This is a genomic window from Paucibacter hankyongi (assembly GCF_037482915.1).
Lineage (GTDB): Bacteria > Pseudomonadota > Gammaproteobacteria > Burkholderiales > Burkholderiaceae_C > Paucibacter_A > Paucibacter_A hankyongi.
Map to the genome: position 1 here is coordinate 686,047 of NZ_JBBHJX010000001.1, position 25,055 is coordinate 711,101.

The window sequence follows — 25,055 nt, forward strand, 5'->3', positions numbered from 1 at the left end:
CACCGCCATCACTCGCCCAGATAGGCCGCCCGGACCTTCGGATCGTTCAGCAAGGCCTTGCCCTCACCGGTCATCGTGACTTCGCCGGACTCCATCACATAGCCACGGCTGGCGATCTGCAGCGCCCGACTGGCGTTTTGCTCGACCAGCAAGATCGTCACCCCCTGGCTGTGGATGTCATTCACCACCTCGAAGATCTTGTCCACCATGATGGGCGACAAGCCCATCGACGGCTCATCCAACAGCAAGACCTTGGGCTGAGTCATCAGGGCACGGCCCATGGCCAACATCTGCTGCTCGCCGCCCGACATCGTGCCGGCGAGTTGCGCGCGACGCTCTTTCAGGCGCGGGAAGATGCTGAACACCTTTTCGATGTCGGCCTCGATTTGCGCCTTGTCATTGCGGATATAGGCCCCCATCAGCAGGTTCTCGGTGATGGTCATGCGGGTGAAGGTACCCCGCCCTTCCGGTACCATCACCAGGCCCTGTTTGACCAAGTCCCAGGCGCCCTGACCCTTGATCGATTTGCCCATGAATTGGATATCACCTTCGGCCACCGGCTGGATGCCGGTGACGGCCTTCAAGGTGGTGGTCTTGCCGGCACCATTGGCGCCAATCAGGCTGACCAACTCACCCTGACGAACCTCGAAGCTCACGCCCTTGACGGCTTGAATGCCGCCATAAGCCACCTTGAGTCCACTGACCTGAAGCAATGTTGTTGCTGACATGAGATTGATCTTTCAGTGATTGGTGTGGCCCGCGCCCAAATAGGCCTCGATCACCTTTTCATTACGTTGCACGTCATACGGCGTGCCTTCGGCGATTTGCTTGCCGTAGTCCAACACCGTGACCCGGTCGCACAAGCCCATCACTAGCTTGACGTCGTGCTCGATCAGCAAGATGGTACGGCCGTCTTTGCGGATGCGGTCGATCAACTCGCGCAGCACCACTTTCTCAGTAGCGTTCATGCCGGCGGCGGGCTCGTCCAAGGCAATCAGCTTGGGGTCGGTGGCCAAAGCGCGGGCGATCTCCAGGCGGCGCTGATCGCCGTAGCTGAGTGTGCGAGCCTTGTATTCGGCGTATTTGCCGATGCCCACATAGTCCAGCAATTCCTGCGCGCGCTTGGCGATTGCCGCTTCCTCAGCCTTGAAGCCAGGGGTGCGGAACACTGCGCCCAGAAGGCCAGAGCCCGTACGGATGTGGCGGCCGACCATCACGTTCTCTAGCGCCGTCATCTCGGCGAACAAGCGGATATTTTGGAAGGTTCGCGCGATGCCCGTCTTGGCCACCTCATGCACGGCGGTCGGCGCATAGGGCGCGCCACCGAGCTCAAAAGTTCCTGCGTCCGGGGTGTAAAGCCCGGTGATGACGTTGAAAAAGGTGGTCTTGCCGGCGCCGTTGGGGCCGATCAGGCCATAGACCTGACCCTTGTTGATTTGGATGCCGACGTCAGACAGCGCTTGCAGGCCGCCAAAACGCTTGGAGACCCCGGCGACCTTCAGGATGACTTCTTGTTCGCTCATTTCATGCGCTCCTTGCGTTTCACTTGGCGACCGGCTGTGGGGCAGCCTTGCCATGCTCGGGCGACGGCCACAGGCCGCGCGGGCGCACCAGCATGATGCCGATCATGGCCAGCGCCACCAGCAGCTGACGCAAGATGGACGCATCCAAGCGGCCACCCGTCATCTCTTGCAGCGGCCCGGCGACATAACGCAGTACCTCAGGCAAGGCGGACAACAGCAGCGCGCCCAAGATCACACCAGGAATGTGACCAATACCGCCCAACACCACCATCGCCACAATCATCACCGACTCCTGCAGGCTGAAGGACTCCGGCGACACAAAGCCCTGGAAGGACGCGAACATGGAGCCCGCGACGCCGCCAAAGGTGGCGCCCATGCCGAAGGCCAGCAGCTTCATATTGCGGGTGTTGATGCCCATTGCCTTGGCTGCGATCTCATCCTCGCGAATGGCCATCCAGGCACGGCCGATGCGGCTGTTCTCAAGGCGATAGCAGATGATCACACTGAACACCACCAGTACCAGGAAGAGGTAGTAGTACAGCGTCACCGAAGGCAGCTTGAAGCCCAGCACTTCAACGCCCTTGCCCAGATTGAGGCCGAAGAAATGCAGGGAGTCGATCTGACCAATGCCGCGCGGGCCATTGGTGATGTTGGCCGGGTACTCCAAATTATTCAAAAACACCCGGATGATTTCACCAAAGCCCAAGGTCACGATGGCCAAATAGTCTCCGCGCAGTTTCAGCGTTGGGGCGCCCAACATCACGCCGAAAAAACCCGCCAGTCCAGCCCCCAAAGGAATCACCAACCAGATGGGCGAATGCAAACCATCGGGGAAGGCATTGCGAATAGCCTCGAAGTTTTCGCTCAAATGCGGGCTGGCCAAGAGCGCAAACATGTAGGAGCCCACCGCGTAGAAGGCCACATAACCCAGGTCCAACAGGCCCGCGTAGCCGACCACGATGTTCAGACCCAGGGCCAACATCACATAAAGCAGCGCCAGGTCGATGATGCGAACCGGACCGTTACCGAACTGCTGCGCAATCAAGGGCACAACCAAAAGGCCCAGCGCGGCGAGCAGAAACACGAAGAGTTTGTTTTGCTGTTGTTGCATATCAGTCTCCTTGGACGATCAGGCGCAATCAAGCACGATCAGCGACACGCTCGCCCAGCAAGCCCGAAGGCCGCAAGGTCAGCACCAGAATCAATGCCACAAAAGCAAAGATGTCGGCGTAATGGCTGCCCAAGATGCCGCCCGTCAGCTCACCCAAATAGCCGGCTCCGATCGCTTCAATCAGCCCCAACAAGATACCGCCCACCATGGCGCCGGCCAGATTGCCGATGCCGCCCAACACAGCCGCGGTGAAGGCTTTCAAGCCAGGCATAAAACCCATGGTGTGCTGCACGGTGCCGTAGTTAGCGGCCCACATCAGGCCGGCCACGGCGGCCAGAGCCGCGCCAATAACAAAGGTCGTGGAGATGATGAAGTCAGGCTTCACACCCATCAGTCCCGCAACCCGTGGGTTTTCGGCGGTAGCACGCATGGCGCGACCCAGCTTGGTGTGATTGACCAGCCACATCAGCGTGGCCAAGATCATCACCGTGGAGCCCAAGATCACGCATTGCGTGACCGTGATCACCGGGCCGCCCAGGTCGATCGGCGTGGTCGGCAGCAGCAGCGGGAACGGCTTCGGGTTCGGCTTCCAGATGATCATGGCCAAGGTCTGCAAGAGCAGCGACATGCCCATGGCGGTGATCAGCGGCGCCAAGCGCGGCGCGTTGCGCAGCGGACGGTAGGCGATTTTCTCGACCAGGAAATTCAAGGTCACGCAGACGACGACAGCGCAGGCCAAGGCAATCAGCATCAACAGCCAGCCTGGCAGGCCGCTATCAGCCAAGGCGCTGACGACCGTCCAGCTGACCAGGGCGCCTACCATCAAGATCTCGCCGTGCGCGAAGTTGATCAGGTTGATGATGCCGTACACCATCGTGTAGCCCAGCGCCACCAGCGCATACATGCTGCCGAGCACGAGCCCGTTGATGATTTGCTGGAAAAAGGTTTCCATGAAGCGTCTCCGGTTGGGCGAACTGGCGGGGTACACCAGTCACCTTTTCATTGTGCAGGTTTGAGGCCAGGGCTGGCGCGACGCAAAGCCGAAAAAAAAGCCTACCGCGAAATCGGCAGGCCTTCTTGTTTGCCTTCTTGCAGCTGCCAAGCGGCCCTCTTGTCCTGCAGGCTGAGGCAGATTGTAGGAGGGGCTTTCGCCTGCGCTTCGAGAGTGTTTACCCGTAGCGCCGGCAGGCCAAAAGGGTGCCAAGCCAATCCCGCTACGCAACACTCCGAACGCTGAAATCCGCTGACTTTTTTCCTTGCGCGCAGCGGTCAATCCTTTGCGGAACCCTGGCCACCAACGTCCGAGTCAGCCGCAGTGGCCGCATCTGCATCCAGCTGGCGCAGAAACTTCAGCTTCTCTGCGATCTTCAGTTCCAAGCCACGCGGCACTGGCTGATACCAGCCCGGTTCCCCCATGTCATCGGGCAAATAGCTTTCCGCGGCCGCATAGCCGTGGGGCTCATCATGGGCGCAACGGTACTCATGCCCATAGCCCAATTCCTTCATCAGCTTGGTTGGCGCGTTACGCAGATGGACGGGCACCTCCCGACTCTTGTCTTGCTTCACAAAGGCGCGCGCGGCGTTATAGGCCTTGTAGCCGGCATTGCTCTTGGCCGCGACCGCCAGATAAATCACCGCCTGGCCCAAGGCTAACTCTCCCTCGGGGCTGCCCAAGCGCTCAAAAGTCAGGGCCGCATCATTGGCGATCTGCATCGCGCGCGGATCGGCCAAGCCAATATCCTCCCAAGCCATGCGCACGATGCGGCGCGACAAATAGCGCGGGTCGGCGCCACCATCCAGCATGCGACACAACCAATACAAGGCGCCATCAGGGTTGGAGCCTCTGACCGATTTGTGCAGCGCCGAAATCTGGTCGTAGAAATTGTCCCCGCCCTTGTCGAAACGGCGGGCGTTGAGGCTCAAGGCATTGCTGATGAACTCGGCATCAATCTTGACCCGGCCAGCGGCGCCCGCGGCGGTGTTGCACTGCTCCAGCAGATTCAAGAAACGCCGAGCATCGCCATCGGCATAGCCCACGAGGGTGTCGATGGCGGGCTCATCAAACTGCAGATGCGCAATCGCCTCAGCCTGCGCCCGCTTCAGCAGCAGCTTGAGCTCGGCTTCGCTCAGCGACTTCAGCACATAGACCTGTGCGCGAGACAACAGCGCCGAGTTGACTTCGAAGGATGGGTTCTCTGTGGTGGCGCCGATGAAAGTGAACAAGCCCGATTCCACATGCGGCAACAAGGCATCCTGCTGCGCCTTGTTGAAGCGATGGATTTCGTCCACGAACAAGATCGTGTGCTTGCCCTGCGACAGGTATTGCTGCGCCTGCTCCATCGCCGTACGGATGTCCTTGACCCCCGAAAATACGGCCGACAGCGCAATGAACTCACTCCCAAACGCATGCGCCGTCAAGCGCGCCAACGTGGTCTTGCCGACCCCGGGTGGCCCCCAGAAGATCATCGAATGCGCTTTGCCGGACCGGAAAGCTAGGCGCAACGGCTTGCCCTCCCCCAGCAAATGAGATTGCCCGACCACCTCATCCAGATTTTTCGGGCGCAGCGCCTCAGCCAGCGGCGCCACCGGTTCTTGGGCAAATAAATCAGCCATGGCGCTGTGGCTCACACGCAAACAAACTACTGCTCAATCAGATCCGCCCCGGCCGGCAACACGAATTTGAAACGATCCGCGCTCAGCGTCGGATTCGTGACCAGGCCGGTGAACTCCAGCCGCGAACGCTGACCAAAGCCGTCGATGATCTCCAGCGCCGCCAATTCACGACCCTTGAATCCGACCTTCAAGGATTGCACGCCCGCTTCGGTCTGACGGGGCAGCGCCTGCACCCAATCGAGGCCGCCCTCGGCACTCAAGCCCTTGAGGGTGAAGTCCCGCTCCAGATTGCCACCGGCCAACAATGCGGCAGGCGTGGCCCCGAGCGCCTGGCTCATGCGGCGCGAGCTGGCCTGGTTCAAGTCGGCATCAAAGATCCAGACCTTCTGCCCATCGCCAACAATCAGTTGCTCAAAAGGCTTGGTGTAAGCGAACCGAAATTGGTTCGGCCGCTGAAACTCAAAGCTACCCGACGAGCTCTTTTTGCGCACGCCATCGGGCGCATACACCGTCTGGCTGAACTGCGCTCGAGCGCCCTTCACTTCACGCACAAAGTCGCGCAAAGCAGCGACGGCATCGGCCTGCGCCTGCCCCAGCAGGCTCAGCAAGGCCGCCATCAAACCCATCTTGAAACGCATCTTCATGGCTATTTATTCCTCACGCTTGGGCAGCAGCAGGTCGCGGTTGCCATTGCTGCCCATGCTGGACACCAGACCCGACTTTTCCATCTGCTCCAGCAGGCGTGCAGCTCGGTTGTAGCCAATCCGCAAATGGCGCTGCACCAAGGAGATCGACGCACGGCGATGCTGCAGGACGATGGCCACGGCCTGGTCATACATGGGGTCGGCCTCGCCATCTCCACCACCGGCTCCGCCGCCTTCGCCGCCGCCATCGCCGTCGAGCACGCCACCCTCCAGAATGCCTTCGATGTAGTTGGGCTCGCCGCCCTGCTCCTTCAGATAGGTCACGACCCGGTGAACCTCGTCGTCACTGACAAAGGCGCCGTGCACGCGGATCGGCAGGCCGGTGCCCGAGGGCATATAGAGCATGTCACCCATGCCCAGCAGCGCCTCGGCCCCCATCTGGTCAAGGATGGTGCGGCTGTCGATCTTGGAACTGACCTGGAAGGACAGGCGGGTCGGGATATTGGCCTTGATCAGACCTGTGATCACGTCAACCGAGGGACGCTGGGTGGCCAGAATCAGGTGGATGCCGGCGGCCCGCGCTTTCTGCGCCAGGCGAGCAATCAGCTCTTCGATCTTCTTGCCGACCACCATCATCAGGTCAGCCAGCTCATCGATCACCACAACGATAAAGGGCAAGCGATCCAGCGGCTCGGGAGCCTCGGGCGTCAAGCTGAACGGATTCGGCATGCTCTCGCCGCGCTCATGCGCCTCATCGATCTTCTTGTTGTAGCCAGCCAGATTGCGCACGCCCATCTTGCTCATCAGCTTGTAGCGGCGCTCCATCTCGCCAACACACCAATTCAGCGCATTCGAGGCCTGCTTCATGTCTGTCACCACCGGCGCCAGCAGATGCGGGATGCCTTCGTAGACACTCATTTCCAGCATCTTGGGGTCGATCAGGATCAGCCGCACATCGCGCGCCTCGGCCTTGTAGAGCAAGGACAGAATCATCGCGTTGATACCGACCGATTTACCTGAACCGGTCGTACCCGCCACCAAGCAGTGCGGCATCTTGGCCAGATCGGCCACCACCGGCAGGCCGACGATGTCCTTGCCCAAGCCCATGGTCAGCTGCGATGGCGCATCGGCGTAGACCTGCGAGCCCAAGATCTCGGACAAGCGGATGGTCTGGCGGCGCGCGTTCGGCAACTCCAAGGCCATGAAGTTCTTGCCTGGGATCGTCTCCACGACGCGAATCGACACCAGACTCAAGGAACGCGCCAGATCCTTGGCCAGGCCGACGATCTGAGAGCCCTTGACGCCGGTGGCCGGCTCGATCTCATAGCGTGTGATGACCGGGCCGGGCGAAGCCGCCACCACCCGCACCTCAACGCCAAAGTCGCGCAATTTCTTCTCGATCATGCGCGATGTCATTTCCAGCGACTCGGGCGTGACCGAGACCACCTGCACCGGCGCGGAATCCAACAAATCGACCTGGGGCAGCTTGGTATCGCTGGCGTCGGCAAACAAGGTGGACTGGCGCTCCTTGGCCACACGCGTCGACTTGGGCACCTCGAAGACGGGAGCCTCGATCACGATCGGCACATGTTCCGCCACTTCTTGGCGCTCAACCTCCACCACATGCTCGTGCAAACGCTCCTGCACCGCTTGCTCGCCGACACGTTGATCCTCGGCGATTTCGCGACGCTCAAGTTGCCGCTCCCGCAAGCGATCAATCCGGCTGCCGAGTTGTTCGGCCAGCTTCAGCCATGAGAAATTCAAGGCCAGCGATGCCCCCAACAGGGCCAACACAATGCTGACCACGCCGGAACCGGCAAAGCCGAAGACCCGCATGCCCCAGGGGCCGAGTGAGTAACCGAGTACGCCACCGGCATGGCCGGGCAGCCGGGCTTCCCAAAGATAGAGCCGACTCCACTCCAACGAGCAGCTGGCGCACATCAGCAAGACCACGCCCAAGAGGCACAAGGCTGTAGACCGAGCGTTGGCCGGCGCACGGGGCGGCTCGGCGTCGGCACGCAACAAACCCGCCAAACTGCTCAACCAGGAGCGCAGGCCGACCAAGAGCAGCCACCAAGCGGAATAGCCAAAGCCAAACAAGAGCAGATCGGAAATCCAGGCACCGACCGCACCGAAGCGGTTGCCATAGAGTTCGCGGCCACCGGAAATCGAGAAGGCCGCATCGCCCCGATCGTGCGTCAACAAGGCCAAGACGACCAGACACCACAACAAACCGCCCAGCAAGAGCCAAATCGGCGTACGCAAGGGGTTGTGTTTGGCGGGCGGCGGCGGGGCCGCCTTTTTGCCTTGACGCTTATAGACTTTGTCGCTTGCGCCGGACTCGTCGCCGCGCAGCAGGGATGCCAGGGGAAAACTCATGCCGCCATTGTGACCGATGAGCCCACCCCTCTGATGCATCAGACCAGCCAAAACTCATGCGACCTTGAGAGCTTAGCGCTCAAGGTCCACTGACATGGACCGGCAGATCACTGCCGACCGGCTTCAGCCGGGGAAACGCTCCTTGATGACCACAGAGCCGTTTTCCAGCGTCTCGATCACGCCGCGCTCCTCCAGGTCCTTCATCACACGGCTGACCATCTCACGCGAAGCGCCGACCACCTTGGCCATGTCTTGACGAGACACCTTGCCGCGGATGATCTTCAGACCCTTTTCGTCCTCGGACATATCCAGCAGCGTGCGGGCCACACGACCGTACACATCCAGCAGGGCCAGCGACTCGATCTGGCGGTCAGCATTGCGCAGGCGCGCCACCAAGCCACGCAAAATCGCATAAGACAGGCTGCTGCTTTCCGGCAGGCAACGTGCGAATTCATTGCGACCCAGCACCAACATATCGGTCTGGACCTCGGCGCGGACGGTGGCCGAATGAGGCTCATGGTCGATCAGGCTCATTTCACCGACATAGTCACCGGGCTGCAGCACCGCCAGAATCACTTCCCGGCCGCGTGTATCTGCCGTCAGCACGCGTGCCCGGCCGTTCAGCAAGATGAACAATGCATTCGACTTGGTGCCCTGCTCGACGATCAGCTCGCCGCGCTTGAAACGCCGTTTGACCACGCTGTCCGCAATGGACTGCGCCTGATCGGTGGTGAGCAAGGAAAACAAGGGCACCCTGCGGATCAGGTCCAGATTGGACAGCATCGCCATAAACAGCCTCCATTGACTAAGGTTTGATTTGGCAGGCCATCATCTGTGTGTGGCGATGCCTAGAATGGGCGCATTGTGCCAACTCAGGCCTGCTTTCAAATAGGGTCTAGGCCGGATAAAACCAGCCAGTCTTCTTGATTAAGGCCACCCTAACCTCATATTTCCGTCATGAACCAAGCCACACAACACCATTCGCTGCTGATTCTGGGCTCGGGCCCGGCCGGCTATACCGCCGCCATTTATGCGGCCCGCGCCAACCTGAAGCCCACGTTGCTGACCGGCATGGCGCAAGGCGGCCAATTGATGACCACCACCGAAGTCGACAACTGGCCGGCCGATGTGATGGGCGTGCAAGGGCCCGAGTTGATGGAACGTTTTCAAAAGCACGCCGAGCGCTTCCAAACCCAAATCGTCTTCGACCACATCAATGCGGTGGACTTCTCGCAGCGCCCCTTCACCCTCAAGGGAGACAGCGCAACCTACACCTGCGACGCCCTGATCATCGCCACCGGCGCCTCGGCCAAATACCTGGGCCTGCCCTCTGAAGAAGCCTTCTCCGGCCGCGGCGTCAGCGCCTGCGCTACTTGTGACGGCTTTTTCTACCGCGGCCAAGAGGTCTGCGTGGTCGGCGGCGGCAACACTGCTGTCGAAGAAGCGCTGTACCTGAGCAACATCGCCAGCAAGGTGCATGTGATCCACCGCCGCGACAAGTTCCGCGCCGAGCCCATCCTGATCGATAAGCTGATGGCCAAGGCCGAGTCGGGCAATGTGGTCCTGCACCTGTGGAACACCTTGGACGAAGTCTTGGGTGATCAAAGCGGCGTGACCGGCGTGCGCATCAAGAGCACCCATGACGGCAGCACGCAAGACCTGACCCTGCACGGCTGCTTCATTGCCATCGGTCACCAGCCCAACACCGACATTTTCAAGAGCCAGTTGGAAATGAAGGATGGCTACATCCTGACCCGCAGCGGCTCGAACGGTTTTGCCACCATGACCAGCGTGCCCGGAGTCTTCGCAGCCGGTGATGTGCAAGATCACATCTACCGCCAAGCCATCACCAGCGCCGGAACTGGCTGCATGGCCGCCCTGGACGCGCAGCGCTTCCTCGAGCAAGAGCAGGGCTGAACCAGCACTATGGCTGAATCCTGCCCCATTAGAGGATCAGGATTCAGCACCGCGCGATTTGCATTGCGCGCGCCTGACGTTTTGGCGCCTGCGATCCCGTGCAGGGTTGGTTTCTATGTAGCCCTGGCACCTAGCCTGAAAATCGGCTATACTCCTCGGCTTGCTTGCTGGATGGACCGCGCCCTAGGGAAGTGATTCCTTGGGTTTAGCTTGCATAAAGCGGTCAAATGATTGCCTCTGGGTTTTAGCTATTCTTTTTAGTGATTAGCCAGAACACCTGCCGAGGCAATCGGTCATCAATTCAAACAGGAGAAGCGTCAATGGCACGCGTCTGTCAAGTCACGGGCAAGAAGCCCATGGTGGGAAACAATGTTTCTCACGCCAATAACAAAACCAAGCGTCGCTTTCTGCCGAATCTGCAGTACCGCCGCTTTTTCCTGGAGTCAGAGAACCGCTGGATCCGCCTGCGCATCAGCAATGCTGCACTGCGTTTGATCGACAAGGTCGGTATCGACCAGGTCGTCGCCGATCTGCGCGCCAAGGGCGAGCTCTGATCTAGAACTGAGACTGAAGGAGCACAATCATGGCCAAAGGCGCACGCGAAAAGATCAAGTTGGAGTCGACCGCAGGTACGGGTCACTTCTACACCACCGACAAGAACAAGAAGACCACGACCGGCAAGCTCGAATTCATGAAATTCGACCCCAAGGCTCGTAAGCATGTTCTGTACAAAGAGACCAAGCTGAGATAAGTCAGCACCGACCTTAGGGCCGGAGTCTAAAAAACCCCGCCAGCGCAAGCTGCCGGGGTTTTTTCATGGCTATTTCAAATGCATGTCAGTGAGGCTCACCAGCCACGGACATTTGAGTCAATCAACACCGTTCCGCCATGCGCTCGTGGCCCGCTCGCCTGTCTAAACATCACTGCAAGGGCCGCAACTCCATCAGCAGCAGGACTCAAGAGCCTCAGCAGTGGCAAGGCAAGTCCACCTTCAACCACGCTGATGTACGGGCTAAAAAAGTACGGGCAAAGAAAAAGGCGCCCTGATCAGGCGCCTTATTTAGACCGCGCTCACACGGGGCGCAGATACAGACTTTCGCTAGCCCTTACACGCGGGCAGCACGCAAGCTCATCGAGAAGTTACGCAACTCGGCAATGCCGCTTTCCTCGGCACGGCGGCACCAAGCCTGCAGATCAGCCACCAGCTGTTCAGCCGACACATTGGTGCGCGTCCACAACTGGCGCAACTCTTCGCGCATCACCACCAATTGATCAAGCGACGGGCTGGCTGCACGCAGCGTAGCGATTTGCGTCAACACCGCTTGAGGAATGCGAGCCTCATCGCGATGCAGCCAGCGGCTGGCGGACTTGAACTGTGCCCACTGCGCGCTTTGCTCCTGACCCTGGGCCTTCAACTTGGCCAACTCGGCCGCGCAAGCCAACTTCAGGCCACGGCCGTAACTGGCCATCACCTCGTAGCGATTGGCGATCACCGCTTCCAGCGTGTCTTTATCGGCCTGCTTGATCTCGCCATGGCGCAGCTTTGGCGCAGTCTTGCGAACTTTGGCCCAGCCCAGTATTTCGAAAGCACGGATATAGCCCCAGCCGATATCAAACTCATAAGGCTTGACCGAGAACTTGGCCGAAGTTGGATAGGTGTGATGGTTGTTGTGCAACTCTTCGCCACCAATCAAGATACCCCAGGGCGACACATTGGTCGATGCATCAGGTGCCTCGAAATTACGATAACCCCACCAGTGGCCGAGACCGTTGATCACGCCGGTGGCCCAGACCGGAATCCACACCATCTGAATCGCCCAAATCGTGGCGCCGATTGCGCCAAACAAGGCCAGGTTGATGATGAGCATCAGGCCCACACCTTGCCAGCTGTAGCGGGTGTAGAGATTGCGCTCAATCCAATCGTCGGGCGTACCCAGACCGTACTTCTTGATGGTCTCGGCGTTCTTGGCTTCGGCGCGGTAGAGCTCAACGCCGGTCAGCAGCAAGGCCTTCAAACCGCGGGTCTGCGGGCTGTGCGGATCTTCTTCGGTCTCGCACTTGGCGTGGTGCTTGCGGTGCACGGCCACGAATTCCTTGGTCACCATGCCGGTGGTCAACCACAGGCACAGTCGGAAGAAATGCGAGGGAATGGGGCCCAGATCCAGCGCACGGTGCGCTTGCGCACGGTGCAAGAAGATCGTCACCGCCAAAATGGTGAAGTGCGTAATGACCAGGGTATAGGCCACCATCTGCCATGCGGACGCATCCAGCAGTCCGTTGGCCAGCCACTGCACCACGGCATCATGTATCGTCATCAAGAAGTTCATCAGTTCCTAACCCTGCCCAAACGATTGAGCACCAAAATGGAATAAGTCGCCCGATTGTAGGCGACACCCCCTAATTTACAGAAGCCGCAAGCCCGGGCTTGACCGGGCGGCCGAGTTCTGACTACGACCGGTCGATTACTGCCGCTCCCACACCGCAGCAAAGAAGCCGTCGGTGTGATGGCGATGCGGCCAGAGGCGCAAAAAGCCATCCTCCACCAAGCCCTCGGAGCCCAGCACATGGGACTTGGCCAAAACTTCGTCGGCCGGCAGCCGCTTGAACTGCGGGTGCGCCGCCTCAAAGGCCAGCGCGATGTCTTCATTCTCAGCATTCAGCAAACTGCAGGTCGCATAAACCAGGCGGCCACCCGACTTCAGCAAGCGCGCCGCGCTGGCCAAGATGGCCGTTTGCTTGGCTTGCAATTCTTCAATCGCATGCAGCGACTGACGCCATTTCAAATCAGGGTTACGTCGCAAGGTCCCCAGGCCCGAGCACGGCGCATCGACCAGCACCCGATCAATCTTGCCCGTCAGGCGCTTGATGCGCTCGTCGCGCTCATGCGAGATCTGCGCCGGATAGACGTTGGACAGGCCGCTGCGCGCCAGACGAGGCTTTAGCGAGGCCAAGCGGTGACCCGACACATCAAACGCGTAAAGTCGGCCAGTGTTGCGCATAGCCGCACCCAGGGCCAAGGTCTTGCCCCCGGCGCCGGCGCAGAAGTCCACCACCATCTCGCCGCGCTTGGCGTCCAGCATTAGGGCCAACAACTGGCTGCCTTCGTCCTGAACCTCAATGCTTCCGCCGGTAAAGATGTCTAGCTTGTTCAAGGCTGGCTTGCCGTGCACGCGCAGGCCCAGCGGAGAAAACGGCGTCAGTTCGGCCTCAATATTGGCGGCCTTCAGGACCTCTTGCGCTTCTTCGCGCTTGATCTTGAGGGTGTTGACTCGCAGGTCCAGCGGCGCCTGCTCGTTCATGCTCTCGGCCAGGAGCCAGAACTGATCCTCACCCAAGCGTTCCATCAAAGGCTTGGCCAGCCACTCGGGCAAGCAATGACGCAGCTTGGCCGGCAGGCCACTCTTGTCCATCGCCTGGACCTGTTCCAGCCATTGTTTTTCCTGCTCATTCAGTGCGCCGCGCAGAAAAGTGCTGTTGCCCTGCCAAGCCAGTATTGCCAGGCGGCGTTCGGTCGGGCCACTGCCCGATTGAGCCAAATGCTGCAGCAGCGGACGCTGCCTGAGCACCGCGTAGGCGGTCTCAGCCAAGGCATGACGCTCACGCTGGCCGAGGGCCTTGTGTTTACGAAAAAAAGCGGACACCACGCTGTCGGCGGGGCTGTCCAGTTGGAGCACGGCGCGCAGCAGCTCGCAGCTCAGTTCAAGAAGGGCATTAGGATGCATTCCCTGATTATCCCTGCTTGTGACACTTGTTCACAAAACTGCGCCATGAACGACGATCTTCCCGCCCTGCCCCTCACGCCAACCGGCCGCTACCGCCACTACAAAGGCGGCGAATACGAGGTCATCGGCGCGGCGCGCCACAGCGAAACGCTGGAGCCGCTGGTGGTTTACCGCCCGCTGTACAACACCAGCGGCCTGTGGGTGCGGCCACACGCGATGTTCTTCGAGTCATTGGACTACGAGGGCCAAACGGTGTCGCGCTTCAGCCCCGTCGACGCATGAAACTCTGGGCGCAACTGCGGCTACGACCGCGTTTGCTGCTGGCCGCTGGCTGTGGTCTAGCCTCGGCCCTTTTATGGCCAGCGCATCTGCCGCCACTGACCCGCGGCCTGCTGAGCTGGAATCTCGCCGTGTGGCTCTATTTGCTGCTGGTATTTCTCATGATGCGGGTCGCCGATCAACACCATGTGCAAAGCAAGGCCCGCGCCCAAGCCGACGGCATTGGCGCGGTGCTCTTGTTGGCGGTCTTGGGCGCCTTGGCCAGCCTGGGCGCCATGGCGCTTGAGTTGACGCAGCTCCAGCACGGTCTGATCACGGCACAGACCTGGCCCTATCTGCTGCTGGCCTTGGCCACGGTGGCCGGGTCCTGGCTGCTCCTACCGGTCGAATTTGCCTTGGCCTATGCCAGTCTGTATCACACTGGGGCGGACCGTCCGCATGGGCTCGAGTTCCCGGGCCGGTTCCCCAATGACGAGCAACACCCGGGCTATATCGACTTCATGTATTTTTCGGTCACGCTGGCCGCCACCTCGCAGACTTCGGATGTGGCGGTCAGTGCCCGGCCGATGCGCCGGCTGGTACTGCTGCACGCGATGCTGTCTTTCCTATTCAATACCGGCGTGCTGGCCCTCGCCATCAACATCCTGGCCGGCTTGATCAAATAAACGACTGGCTGTGACCCGCCGTCTGACGCACCACGCCGTTTTCGATCAGCAGCTGCCCCTCAACAAACCAGCGCACCGCCTGCGGATACATGCGGTGCTCGAGCTTGAGCACTCGGCCCGATAGGCTCGCTTCATCGTCGCCGGCCTGCACCGGCACCACCGCCTGCGCCACGATGGCGCCATGGTCCAACTCGGCGGTGACAAAGTGCACCGTCGCGCCGACGAATTTGCAACCCATCTCCAAGGCCCTGGCATGCGTATGCAGACCGGTGAAGGCCGGCAACAAAGACGGGTGAATGTTCAGCATGCGGTCGGCGTAATGCGCGGTGAAGCCCGGCGTCAAGATGCGCATAAAACCGGCCAGCACCAAGAGATCCGGCGCATAGCCATCAATGACGCGCTGCAACTCCGCATCAAAAGCATCCCGATCGGCAAAGGCCTTGTGGTCGACCACCGCGGTGGCGATGCCATGCTGGGCGGCAAAGGCCAGGCCGGCCGCGCCGGGCCGGTTGCTGATGACCGCGGCGATGCGCGCCGGCCAGCCCTCCGCGGCGCAGGCGCGCACGATGGCCTCCATATTGCTGCCACGGCCGGAGATCAGAATGACGATGCTTTTCATGGGGCGGCAGTGTAGCTGCCTACAATCGCCGACCTGCGCCCGCGCATTCCGGCACCTCGGCCAGTCCCTGCCTCAAAGCCCCTCATGAGCTCCGAAATCAGTCAAGACCCAACCTCCCGCCAACGCGTGCTTTCGGGCATGCGCCCCACCGGCGCCCTGCACCTGGGCCACTATCACGGCGCGCTGAAGAACTGGGTGCGCTTGCAGCAAAGCCATGACTGCTTTTTCTTCGTCGCCGACTGGCATGCCCTGACCACCCATTACCAGGACCGCGAGGCCATAGAGCGCAATGTCTACGACATGGTGGTCGACTGGCTGGCCGCCGGCATCGACCCGGAACAAGCCACCCTGTTCATCCAGAGCCGCATGCCCGAGCATGCCGAGCTGTTCACCTTGCTGGCGATGAGCACGCCCTCCTCCTGGCTGGAGCGCATTCCCAGCTACAAGGACCAAGTCGAGAAGAACCGCGAGTTAGCCACCTACGGTTTCCTCGGTTACCCGCTGCTGCAAGCGGCCGACATCCTGATCTACAAGGCCGCCTTTGTGCCCGTGGGCGAGGATCAAACCGCGCACGTAGAAGTGACACGTGAGGTCGCAAGGCGCTTCAACCGTATTTACAGCCCAGAGCGCGCCATCCTGCCCGAGCCCCAAGCGCTGCTGACCGACACCTCGCGCCTGCCGGGCCTGGACGGCCAGAAAATGAGCAAGAGCGCCGGCAATGCCATCGCCATGCGAGACGAGCCCGAGGTGGTGGCCGAGAAAATTCGCACCATGCCCACCGACCCACAACGGGTGCGCCGTGGAGACGCCGGGGACCCGGCGCGCTGCCCGGTCTGGCCCTTGCATCAGCTCTATTGCGACAGCGACACGCGCGCCTGGGTGCAAGAAGGCTGCAGCTCGGCCGGCATTGGCTGCCTGGATTGCAAACAGCCCTTGATCGAAGCCATTCACAAGGAACAGGCCCCCTGGCGGGAACGCGCCAACGAGTACCTGGCCAACCCCAAGCAGGTGCAGTGGATTGTGGAAGTCGGCACCGAGCGCGCCCGAGCGGTGGCCCGCAAGACCTTGCGCGAAGTGCGCTCGGCCATTGGCCTGAGCTACTGATGAGCGCAGCAGTCCTTCAGCGCCGGCCGGCGGAGCACCGGGCTACCCCAAGCCGGAACGCCATCCCCTTGGGGGATCGGACGGCGTACTCGTCGACCGAGGGATAAACATTTTGGCCGGCATTCACATCACCGACATCGAGGCCGCCATCAACTGGTGGCGCGAGCAGCAGCCCTCCCCTGACGGGCTGAGCGCCTGCCCAGAGGTTCGCGCCTTGGCCGAGGTTTACGGCCTGCTCGTGTACTACCGCGAAACCGAATGCGATGAGGACAGCATGCCCTCGGACGCGAAACAGGCTTGGCTGGGCTGGTACGCCAGCACGCCCGACGCGCCCTGCATCGCCATCTGCTCCACCAGCCAAGGCGATGAAATCTGCAAAGGCTGCGGCCGCAGCTTTGATGAGGTGCAGCATTGGCCCGTCATGAGCCCAGCCGAGAAGCGCGTCACCTGGCGGCGCATCTCGATAGAAGCCACCGCCTGGCGCTTCAATCGCTACGCCGAGCGGGCCCGGGAATTCAAAGGCATTGACCACCCCCAATCGTCCGAAGGGCGCAAGCCTTGAGTCAGCCTGACACCGTCGGCCTCACCCGCATCGACAGCTTGCGCCGCATCGCCCCACTGGCTTGGCCGGTGTTGGTCGGGCAGTTGGCCGTGCTGGGTTTCAGCACGGTGGACACCCTATTGATTGCGCGTTTCTCCGCCATCGATTTGGCGGCGCTGGCCGTCGGCAGCGCGATCTACATCACCATCTTTGTCGGCCTGATGGGCGTGGTCATGGCTATCTCGCCGGTGGTGGGTCGCTTGTTCGGGGCTGGGCAAATGCAGCAAGCGGGTGATCAGTTGCATCAAATGCTCTGGCTATGCCTGGGCTTGATGGCCATCGGCGACTTGATCCTCTTGTTTCCGCAGCCCTTTTTGGCCATCTCGCAAACCAGCCCGGAGGTGGAGGCCAAGGTCAGAGCCTATTTGTGGGCGCTGGCCCTGAGCCTGCCGGCCACGCTGTTCTTCACCGCCTTTCGCGGCTTTACCGTCGCGGTCTCGCGCCCCAAGGCGATCATGCTTTTGCAGATCAGCGGCTTGCTCGTCAAGGTGCCGCTGAGCATGGCCTTCATCCAGGGCTTCAGTCTCGGCCCCTGGCAAGTAGATCCCATGGGCGCGCCGGGCTGTGGCTTGGCGACTGCGATTGCCATGTGGTCGCAAGCCCTGATCGCCTTTGCGCTGATGCGCAAAGATGCGTTTTACCGCCCCTTCGGACTGCACGGGGCGCTGTGGCGCCGCCCGCACTGGCCGTCCATCAAGGCCTTGCTCAAACTCGGCATCCCCATGGGCGGCTCCATCCTGATTGAGGTGACCGGCTTCACCTTCATGGCGATCTTTATCGCTCGCCTGGGCGCCACTGCAGTGGCCGGCCATCAACTGGCGGCCAATCTGATCGCGCTGATGTTCATGCTGCCCTTGGCCTTGGCCAATGCCACCGGCACCTTGGTGGCGCAAAGCGTGGGTGCGCACGATGCCGCAGGCGCGCGGCGTTTGGGTTGGCACGGCCTGGAACTTGGCCTGGGACTTTCCTTCTTGGTGGGTGCCTTGGTTTTTGTGGCTCGCGAGCAGGTGCTGGGCTTGTACACCCATGACCCCCTCATCATCGCGGCGGCCATGCCCTTGCTGCTGTGGGTCTGGCTTTTTCATGTGGCGGATGCCGGCCAGACCTTGGCCGCTTTTGTGCTGCGAGCCCACCACATCGCCACCGCGCCCATGGTCATCTATGCCCTTGCGATTTGGGGCGTGGGCTTAGGTGGTGGTTACTGGCTGGCTTTTGGTCATGCAAGCGCTTGGCTGGAAGGCCTGCAAGGCGCGCGCGGCTTCTGGTCCGCAGCCACCGCAGGCCTGGTGATTGCGGCCTTGGCCCTGAGCGCCTTCCTGGCCTGGGTGCACAGGCTCGAAGAGCGCGAAGCGGCCAACGTCTCAGGCCACTAGGGTCACTCAAGCTGCCTTCGGTAGGTTCAGCACAAACACGCTGCCGCCGCCCTCGCGGGCCTCGCAATGCACCGAGCCACCATGGCGCTGAATGATTTGCTTGACCAGGCTCAACCCCAGGCCCACGCCACCAGCCTGCTCGGCATGACCCGGCATACGGAAAAAGGCTTCGAAAATTCGCTCGCGCATGGCCGGCGGCACGCCTGGACCGCGGTCGCAAACACGGAACTCGGCGGCGCCGTCCTTGCTGCGCTCGAGCTGCAAGAGGATTTCATCACCGCCATAGCGCCGTGCGTTCTCCAATAGATTGCGCAAAGCCCGGCGCAAGAGTCGCTCGTCGCCCTGCGCCGACAAATCTTGCAAGCCTTGCGCGGGTGAAAACTCAGCCCCCACGCGCGCTGCTTCCTCAGCCGCCAGGCCCATCAGATCGACCCTCTGGCCTTGCAGCGGCGAGTCGCTGGCCTCCAAACGACTGGCCAGCAAGACCTCCTCCACCAAAGCATCCAATTCATGGATATTGGCGTGAATTTCCTGACTCAAACGCTGACTCTGCGGCGACTTCATCTGTGCGCCATCGGCACTCTCGCCCAACATTGAAAAAGCCATCTTCAAGCGCGCCAAAGGTGAGCGCAACTCATGACTGGCATTGGCCAGCAAAGACTTCTGCGAACGCAGCAGGGCTTCGATTTGCTCGGCGGATCGATTGAAGCTCGCCGCCACGGCCGCCACCTCATCCTTGCCGCTGTCGTCCACGCGATGGGAGAAATTGCCACGGCCAAACTGTTCCACACCTGCGCGCAAGGCCTCCAAGCGCCGAGTCAGTCGCCGAATCACCGGATAAGCCCCCAGGGCCACACCGATGAACAAGAGCACCAACAGAATCACCAGCACCTGACCGTTAGGCCTCGGTCCGACCAGAGGCAAGGGCATCATCGCCCCGTCCATCCGGGCACCCCCCAAGCCGGCTCCTGGACCTCCGCCAGGTCCACCATGTCCCACGCCAAACCCGCCACCACCGGGCATACCCGGCGGCTGCCGAGGGCCCCGCATCAACTCCAGGCTCCGCCCATCTTTGAACGGAATTCGAAGCGTTGGCGTGGCCGCATCCATTTCCTGGCGACGCTCAAAAACTTCCGAAGCCTCGATTCGCTTGCCGCTGGCATCATTGAGCGCAATCGCCATGCGCAATCGGCGCCCCCAAGCTTCAACAGCCATAGCTTGTTCTTCCCTGGGCGCATCGGCGCTGGGCAGGGCTTGAAACAGCAACTCGGCCATAGCCGACATACGCTCATTGGCCGTCGTCTCAAAGCCGCCTCGTTCACTTTCGATATGGCGTTGAAACAACCAAGCCGAGCCAAAAGCAAAAGCCAGCAGCAAGACCACCAGGGTCAGGTAAATACGCAGATACAGCGACTTCATACCGAACTCAAGGCGGCCAATCAGGCCGAATCCGCGTCTTGCTTGCGCGCGAAAACATAACCGGCACCCCGCACGGTCAACACCCGCCGCGGCACCTTCGGGTCATCTTCGATCAAGGCCCGGATGCGCGAGATGTGCACATCGATGGAGCGGTCAAAGGCATCCAGCGGATGGCCTTTCAAAGCATCCATGATCTGGTCACGCGACAGCACCCGCCCGGGGCTCTGAGCCAGCACCACCAGCAGATCAAACTGATGCCCGGTGAAATCCAGCGCTTGGCCGTCCAGGCGAGCCATGCGAGCCGCCAGATCAATCTCAAGGCGCCCAAAACGCAGGACGTCGCCGTCATCGCTGTCAGGCTGCAAACGCCGCAGCAAGGCCTTGATGCGGGCCTGCAACTCACGCGGCTCAAAGGGCTTGGCCAGATAGTCATCGGCGCCCAATTCCAGGCCCAAGATGCGGTCCATCGGCTCCCCGCGGGCCGACAGCATCAGCACCGGCAAGCGGCGCGTCAGCGCATCGGCACGCAACTCGCGGCAGAAATCCAAGCCATCGCCATCGGGCAGCATCAAATCCAGCACGAGCAGGTCAAACTGCGCCTCGGCCAAAGCCTCGCGTCCGGCCCCCAACGTGCCGGCCAACACCACTTCAAAGCCGGCGGCACCGAGGTAGTCCGCCAGCATCGCGGTCAGGCGCGCGTCATCGTCAATCAGCAACAGTCTTGGCATCATCTGGCTTGCAGGGCTAAGTCTTACGGCACGTGGCCGCGAACGCGGCCTTTCGGTCAAGGTCTCAAGCATAAGCGAGCCATCCACGCAGTTGACTCACTTGCTCAACGACCGGACGGTCCTGCGTGCTGATGCTCGGCCATGCGGGCCTGCATTTTCTTCATGCGCTCGGCCAACTTGGCACGCTGCTCCGGCGTCAACACCCGCGCGGCCTCCACCATGGCCTGGCTCATGCGCTTGCTGACCACTTCGTGCTGCGCCAGGGTTTGCTGACGCAGTGCCTCGACCGCGGCGCCATCAATCGTCGGTGCGCTCAGCAACTCCATCATTTGCAGATGCAATTTGCGGCCAGACTCTTGCTGCGACTTCAAGTCGGTCCGCGCCGCCTGCATGATTTGCTTGATCTGAGCGCGCTGCGCATCGCTGGCATCAACGCTGTCCAGCATATGGTCCGCATGCCCGCCCATCATCATGTCGCCGCCGCCACGGTGGCCCATCGCGGACATCGGAAACATCGGCCCCATCGCCTGTGCGCCCAAGGCCGCCACGGCCAACAGCGCTGCCACGGCACTCTTTTTTCCAGAACTCAGGATTGAAGACTTGAACATGAAGAACTCCGGTAGTGGATTGCGATGTCGCTATCTTCTGAGTCGCACGTAAGCCGTCCATGCCTCAGCGGTAAAGATCTGTGAAGGCATGAAAAAAGGACCCGAAGGTCCTTTGTCTTGGGTGCCGCACACACTTGCTGCGGACTTTCTCGCCGGTATGTTGGCTTATTTAATCGGCTTACTTGATCGGCTTGAAACGCATGCGCTTGGGACGAGCGCCCTCTTCACCCAGACGCTTCTTCTTGTCGGCTTCGTACTCATGGAAGTTGCCGTCGAAGAAGAACCATTGCGAATTGCCTTCGCAAGCCAGGATGTGGGTGCAGATGCGGTCCAAGAACCAGCGATCGTGGGAGATCACCATCGCGCTGCCGGCGAACTCCAGCAGCGCTTCTTCCAGCGCACGCAGGGTTTCAACGTCCAAGTCGTTCGACGGTTCGTCCAGCATCAAAACGTTGCCGCCTTGCGCCAGGGTCTTGGCCAGGTGCAAGCGGCCACGCTCACCACCCGAGAGGCTGCCCACCAGCTTTTGCTGGTCATTGCCCTTGAAGTTGAAGCGGCCCAAATAGGCGCGGCTAGGCATCACGAACTTGCCCACCGTGATGTTGTCCAGGCCGCCGGACACGTCTTGCCAGACGGTCTTGTCGGCTTCTAGGCTGGCGCGGCTTTGGTCCACGAAGGCCATCTTGGCGGTCTTGCCGATCTTGACGGTGCCGCTGTCCGGGGTCTCGGTGCCTTGCAGCATGCGGAATAGCGTCGACTTACCAGCACCGTTGGGGCCGATGATGCCGACGATGGCGCCGGCCGGCACCTTGAAGCTCAGGTTGTCGATCAGCACGCGGTCGCCGAAGCTCTTTGACACACCTTCGAACTCGATCACTTCATTGCCCAGGCGCTCGGCCACGGGGATGAAGATTTCGTTGGTGACATTGCGCTGTTGGTATTCGACGTCCGACAACTCCTCGAAGCGAGCCAGACGCGCCTTGCTCTTGGCCTGACGGCCCTTGGCGTTGGAGCGCACCCACTTCAGCTCTTCCTTCATCGCCTTCATGCGGGCGTCTTCGGACTTCTGCTCGCCTTCCAGGCGCTTTTCCTTCTGGTCCAGCCAGTCGGAGTAGTTGCCCTTCCAGGGGATACCGTGGCCGCGGTCCAGTTCCAAAATCCACTCGGCCGCGTTGTCCAGGAAGTAGCGATCGTGGGTGATGGCCACCACGGTGCCAGGGAAGCGCTGCAGGAATTGCTCCAGCCACTCCACCGATTCGGCGTCCAAGTGGTTGGTCGGTTCGTCAAGCAGCAGCATGTCCGGCTTGGAAAGCAGCAAACGGCACAGCGCCACGCGGCGCTTTTCACCGCCGGACAGCACGCCGATCTTGGCGTCCCAGGGTGGCAGGTTCAGCGCGTCGGCAGCGAGTTCCAGTTGCAAGTCGGTGTTTTCGGAGCCTGCGGCGGCAATGATGGCTTCCAGTTCGCCCTGCTCGGCGGCCAGGGCGTCAAAGTCAGCATCCTCTTCGGCATAAGCGGCATAGACCTCGTCCAAGCGCTTCTTGGCCGCCAACACGCCGCCAATGCCCTCTTCCACCGCTTCACGCACGGTCTGCTCGGCATTCAGCTCGGGCTCCTGCGGCAAATAACCGATCTTGATGCCCGGCATAGCCATGGCCTCGCCTTCGTATTCCTTGTCCACACCGGCCATGATCTTCAGCACGGTGGACTTGCCCGAACCGTTCACGCCCAGCACGCCGATCTTGGCGCCGGGGAAGAAAGACAGTGAGATGTCCTTCAGGATGTGGCGTTTCGGAGGCACCGTCTTGTTCAGACGGTTCATGGAATAGACGTATTGCGCCATGGCGGAGGGTTCCTGTCCTGGAGTTTTCGAGAGTTTTTGCGGGGCTGCGGGACCTTGTGGGCAGCCGGGATCGGTGCCGGCCCGCCGCGAATGCCAATTTGGCAAGACGCGAAACGACGTATTGTCGCAGCTTCGCCGCCTCGACTCGGCGCGCCGCCGTCACAAGTTCACAAGCCAGCCCCGGGCGAGGCCCTGCAAAGCCGCTTGACCCCCGAGTTTCCCCTGGGTTTTCCTAGGGGGCAGCTATACTGCAGCCCTACGCCGCGGCTACCAGTCTTCCGCGGCGTTCCTTTTTTTGACATCTTGTACGCCTCCTATCGCAGGCTCGCAGACTGGCGTTGCATACCCTGCAGCGCGGCCCAGCAACCGAAGATGCGTGCTCTACAAAAAATCAATGAGCTTTGAATCTTTGGGCCTTGCCCAGCCTTTGCTGAAGGCCATCGCCGACGCCGGCTACACGACTCCTACCCCCATTCAATCGCAGGCCATTCCCGCCGTCATGCAAGGCGGTGACCTGTTGGCCGGCGCCCAGACCGGCACCGGCAAGACCGCCGGTTTCACCCTGCCCATGCTGCATCGCTTGAGCGTCGGCCAGCCGGTGCTGAACAAGCGCGGCAAGCCCGCCATCCGCGCCCTGGTGCTGACCCCCACCCGCGAGTTGGCGGCCCAGGTCGAAGAAAGCGTCAAGACCTACGGCAAGTACCTGCCTCTGAAGAGCATGGTGATGTTCGGCGGTGTTGGCATGCAGCCGCAGATCAACCGCTTGCGCGACGGCGTTGACATCCTGGTGGCCACGCCGGGCCGCCTGCTGGACCACGCCCAACAAGGCACGCTGGACCTGAGCCAGGTGCAAATGCTGGTGCTGGACGAAGCCGACCGCATGCTGGACATGGGCTTTGTGCACGACATCAAGAAAGTGCTGGCCCTGCTGCCGGCCAAGAAGCAGTCGCTGCTGTTCAGCGCCACCTTCAGCGATGACATCAAGAACCTGGCCGACCGCCTGCTGAACCAGCCTGCGCTGATCGAAGTGGCCCGCCGCAACCAGACCAATGAGTCGATTGCGCAAAAGGTCCACCCGGTGGGTCGCGAGCGCAAGAAAGAGCTGCTGGTCCATCTGATCAAGAGTGGTGACTGGCACCAGGTGCTGGTCTTCACCCGCATGAAGCATGGCGCCAACCGTCTGACCGATTACCTGAATGACCAGGGCATCAGCGCCATGGCCATCCACGGCAACAAGAGCCAAGGTGCCCGCACCAAGGCCCTGGCCGACTTCAAGAGCGGTGACCTGACCTGCTTGGTGGCGACCGACATCGCCGCCCGCGGCATCGACATCGACCAATTGCCTCACGTCGTCAACTTTGAGTTGCCGAATGTGCCGGAAGACTATGTGCACCGGATCGGCCGCACCGGCCGGGCCGGCGCACAGGGCGAGGCCGTGTCCTTGGTCTGCGTGGACGAAAACGGTTTCCTGCGCGAGATCGAGAAGCTGATCAAGCGCGAGATCCCCAAGGAAGTCGTGCAGGGCTTCGCGCCCGATCCGAGCGAGAAGCCCGAGCCCATCGTGCTGGGCCGCATGATTCTGAACAACAACGGCAGCCGCTCCGGTGGCGGGGGTCGCGGTGGTCGCCCAGGCGGCGGTGGCGGTGGTCGTTCCGCTCCGCGCGGTGGTTCGAGCCATGCGCCTCATGGCTCCCGCGATGGCGGCGCACCGCGCCAAGCTGCGCCGCAAGGCCAGCGCGCCGGTGGTGGCGGCGGTCGCCCCGGTAGTGGTGGCGGTGGTGGCCGTCCCGCAGGTGGTGGCGGTGGCGGCGGTGGCCGCAACCCAGGTGCGCGCCTGACACAGCCGAAACGCTGACCCCGAATTTACGCGGACGCTAATCACCAGGTCCGCCGCATTTTGATCAAAG

24 protein-coding genes are annotated in these 25,055 nt (G+C 61.4%); 9 read left to right on the plus strand and 15 right to left on the minus strand.

What is annotated here, in order from left to right:
* Positions 1–8: 8 nt before the first annotated feature.
* The 8 genes from WG899_RS02955 to WG899_RS02990 all read right to left on the minus strand — a co-directional run bounded on the left by WG899_RS02955 (position 9) and on the right by WG899_RS02990 (position 9,059).
* On the minus strand, positions 9–728 hold the full coding sequence (locus WG899_RS02955; protein WP_339594116.1) for an ABC transporter ATP-binding protein: 720 nt from the start codon (positions 726–728) through the stop codon (positions 9–11).
* A gap of 12 nt (positions 729–740) precedes the next feature.
* Positions 741–1,523: an ABC transporter ATP-binding protein gene (locus WG899_RS02960; protein WP_339594117.1), complete on the minus strand. Its 783-nt coding sequence runs from the start codon at positions 1,521–1,523 to the stop codon at positions 741–743.
* A gap of 19 nt (positions 1,524–1,542) precedes the next feature.
* Positions 1,543–2,634 carry a branched-chain amino acid ABC transporter permease gene (locus tag WG899_RS02965; protein WP_339594118.1) on the minus strand — a complete coding sequence of 364 codons (1,092 nt, stop codon included), beginning with the start codon at positions 2,632–2,634 and terminating at the stop codon, positions 1,543–1,545.
* 28 nt (positions 2,635–2,662) lie between these two features.
* A complete protein-coding gene (locus WG899_RS02970; RefSeq protein ID WP_339594119.1) occupies positions 2,663–3,586 on the minus strand; it encodes a branched-chain amino acid ABC transporter permease in 924 nt (307 codons plus the stop codon).
* A gap of 317 nt (positions 3,587–3,903) precedes the next feature.
* A complete protein-coding gene (locus WG899_RS02975) occupies positions 3,904–5,247 on the minus strand; it encodes a replication-associated recombination protein A (RefSeq protein ID WP_339594120.1) in 1,344 nt (447 codons plus the stop codon).
* Between the two features lie 26 nt (positions 5,248–5,273).
* Positions 5,274–5,891 (minus strand): outer membrane lipoprotein periplasmic chaperone LolA, encoded by a 618-nt coding sequence (gene lolA / locus WG899_RS02980; protein WP_339594121.1) that lies wholly within the window; start codon positions 5,889–5,891, stop codon positions 5,274–5,276.
* A gap of 6 nt (positions 5,892–5,897) precedes the next feature.
* The gene (locus tag WG899_RS02985; RefSeq protein WP_339594122.1) at positions 5,898–8,270 is read right to left on the minus strand and encodes a DNA translocase FtsK; all 2,373 of its coding nucleotides are present in this window, start codon (positions 8,268–8,270) and stop codon (positions 5,898–5,900) included.
* Positions 8,271–8,393: 123 nt separating this feature from the next.
* On the minus strand, positions 8,394–9,059 hold the full coding sequence (locus WG899_RS02990; protein ID WP_263540174.1) for a Crp/Fnr family transcriptional regulator: 666 nt from the start codon (positions 9,057–9,059) through the stop codon (positions 8,394–8,396).
* Positions 9,060–9,227: 168 nt separating this feature from the next.
* Here WG899_RS02990 and trxB point away from each other — a divergent pair, with 168 nt between their 5' ends.
* The 3 genes from trxB (at position 9,228) to rpmG (ending at position 10,938) form a co-directional block, all read left to right on the plus strand.
* Complete coding sequence (gene trxB, locus WG899_RS02995; RefSeq protein WP_339594123.1) at positions 9,228–10,187, plus strand: thioredoxin-disulfide reductase; 960 nt, start codon at positions 9,228–9,230, stop codon at positions 10,185–10,187.
* 320 nt (positions 10,188–10,507) lie between these two features.
* The gene (rpmB, locus tag WG899_RS03000; RefSeq protein ID WP_263540172.1) at positions 10,508–10,741 is read left to right on the plus strand and encodes a 50S ribosomal protein L28; all 234 of its coding nucleotides are present in this window, start codon (positions 10,508–10,510) and stop codon (positions 10,739–10,741) included.
* A 29-nt stretch (positions 10,742–10,770) separates the two neighbouring features.
* Entirely contained in the window at positions 10,771–10,938 is a 168-nt protein-coding gene (rpmG, locus tag WG899_RS03005; RefSeq protein ID WP_263532261.1) for a 50S ribosomal protein L33, read from the plus strand.
* 355 nt (positions 10,939–11,293) lie between these two features.
* Here the strand turns inward: rpmG and WG899_RS03010 are convergent, their stop codons facing one another.
* A complete protein-coding gene (locus WG899_RS03010; RefSeq protein ID WP_339594124.1) occupies positions 11,294–12,514 on the minus strand; it encodes a DesA family fatty acid desaturase in 1,221 nt (406 codons plus the stop codon).
* Positions 12,515–12,649: 135 nt separating this feature from the next.
* Positions 12,650–13,909 carry an RsmB/NOP family class I SAM-dependent RNA methyltransferase gene (locus WG899_RS03015; protein WP_339594125.1) on the minus strand — a complete coding sequence of 420 codons (1,260 nt, stop codon included), beginning with the start codon at positions 13,907–13,909 and terminating at the stop codon, positions 12,650–12,652.
* Between the two features lie 45 nt (positions 13,910–13,954).
* Between WG899_RS03015 and WG899_RS03020 the strand changes: the two genes are divergently transcribed.
* Entirely contained in the window at positions 13,955–14,191 is a 237-nt protein-coding gene (locus WG899_RS03020; RefSeq protein ID WP_339594126.1) for a DUF1653 domain-containing protein, read from the plus strand.
* Complete coding sequence (locus WG899_RS03025; protein ID WP_339594127.1) at positions 14,188–14,853, plus strand: DUF1345 domain-containing protein; 666 nt, start codon at positions 14,188–14,190, stop codon at positions 14,851–14,853. Before WG899_RS03020 ends, WG899_RS03025 begins: the two co-directional genes overlap by 4 nt.
* Here WG899_RS03025 and purN read toward each other — a convergent pair.
* A complete protein-coding gene (gene purN, locus WG899_RS03030) occupies positions 14,846–15,472 on the minus strand; it encodes a phosphoribosylglycinamide formyltransferase (protein WP_339594128.1) in 627 nt (208 codons plus the stop codon). The genes WG899_RS03025 and purN overlap by 8 nt on opposite strands.
* Before the next feature lie 84 nt (positions 15,473–15,556).
* Between purN and trpS the strand changes: the two genes are divergently transcribed.
* The 3 genes from trpS (at position 15,557) to WG899_RS03045 (ending at position 18,550) form a co-directional block, all read left to right on the plus strand.
* Positions 15,557–16,576 carry a tryptophan--tRNA ligase gene (gene trpS, locus WG899_RS03035; protein ID WP_339594129.1) on the plus strand — a complete coding sequence of 340 codons (1,020 nt, stop codon included), beginning with the start codon at positions 15,557–15,559 and terminating at the stop codon, positions 16,574–16,576.
* Between the two features lie 112 nt (positions 16,577–16,688).
* Complete coding sequence (locus WG899_RS03040) at positions 16,689–17,138, plus strand: DUF3717 domain-containing protein (protein ID WP_339594130.1); 450 nt, start codon at positions 16,689–16,691, stop codon at positions 17,136–17,138.
* On the plus strand, positions 17,135–18,550 hold the full coding sequence (locus tag WG899_RS03045) for an MATE family efflux transporter (RefSeq protein WP_339594131.1): 1,416 nt from the start codon (positions 17,135–17,137) through the stop codon (positions 18,548–18,550). The genes WG899_RS03040 and WG899_RS03045 overlap by 4 nt, the downstream gene beginning before the upstream one ends.
* A gap of 6 nt (positions 18,551–18,556) precedes the next feature.
* On the opposite strand, the gene WG899_RS03050 is transcribed toward WG899_RS03045, so the two are convergent.
* From WG899_RS03050 to ettA, 4 genes are all read right to left on the minus strand, one after another.
* Positions 18,557–19,969, minus strand: a complete 1,413-nt coding sequence (locus WG899_RS03050) for a sensor histidine kinase (RefSeq protein WP_339594132.1) — start codon at positions 19,967–19,969, stop codon at positions 18,557–18,559.
* 20 nt (positions 19,970–19,989) lie between these two features.
* The gene (locus tag WG899_RS03055) at positions 19,990–20,700 is read right to left on the minus strand and encodes a response regulator (protein WP_339594133.1); all 711 of its coding nucleotides are present in this window, start codon (positions 20,698–20,700) and stop codon (positions 19,990–19,992) included.
* A 101-nt stretch (positions 20,701–20,801) separates the two neighbouring features.
* Positions 20,802–21,305, minus strand: a complete 504-nt coding sequence (locus tag WG899_RS03060; RefSeq protein ID WP_339594134.1) for a Spy/CpxP family protein refolding chaperone — start codon at positions 21,303–21,305, stop codon at positions 20,802–20,804.
* Positions 21,306–21,483: 178 nt separating this feature from the next.
* Positions 21,484–23,148: an energy-dependent translational throttle protein EttA gene (gene ettA, locus WG899_RS03065; RefSeq protein ID WP_339594135.1), complete on the minus strand. Its 1,665-nt coding sequence runs from the start codon at positions 23,146–23,148 to the stop codon at positions 21,484–21,486.
* A gap of 394 nt (positions 23,149–23,542) precedes the next feature.
* On the opposite strand from ettA, the gene WG899_RS03070 reads away from it, so the two are divergent.
* Positions 23,543–25,003 carry a DEAD/DEAH box helicase gene (locus WG899_RS03070; protein ID WP_339594136.1) on the plus strand — a complete coding sequence of 487 codons (1,461 nt, stop codon included), beginning with the start codon at positions 23,543–23,545 and terminating at the stop codon, positions 25,001–25,003.
* Positions 25,004–25,055 lie beyond the last annotated feature (52 nt).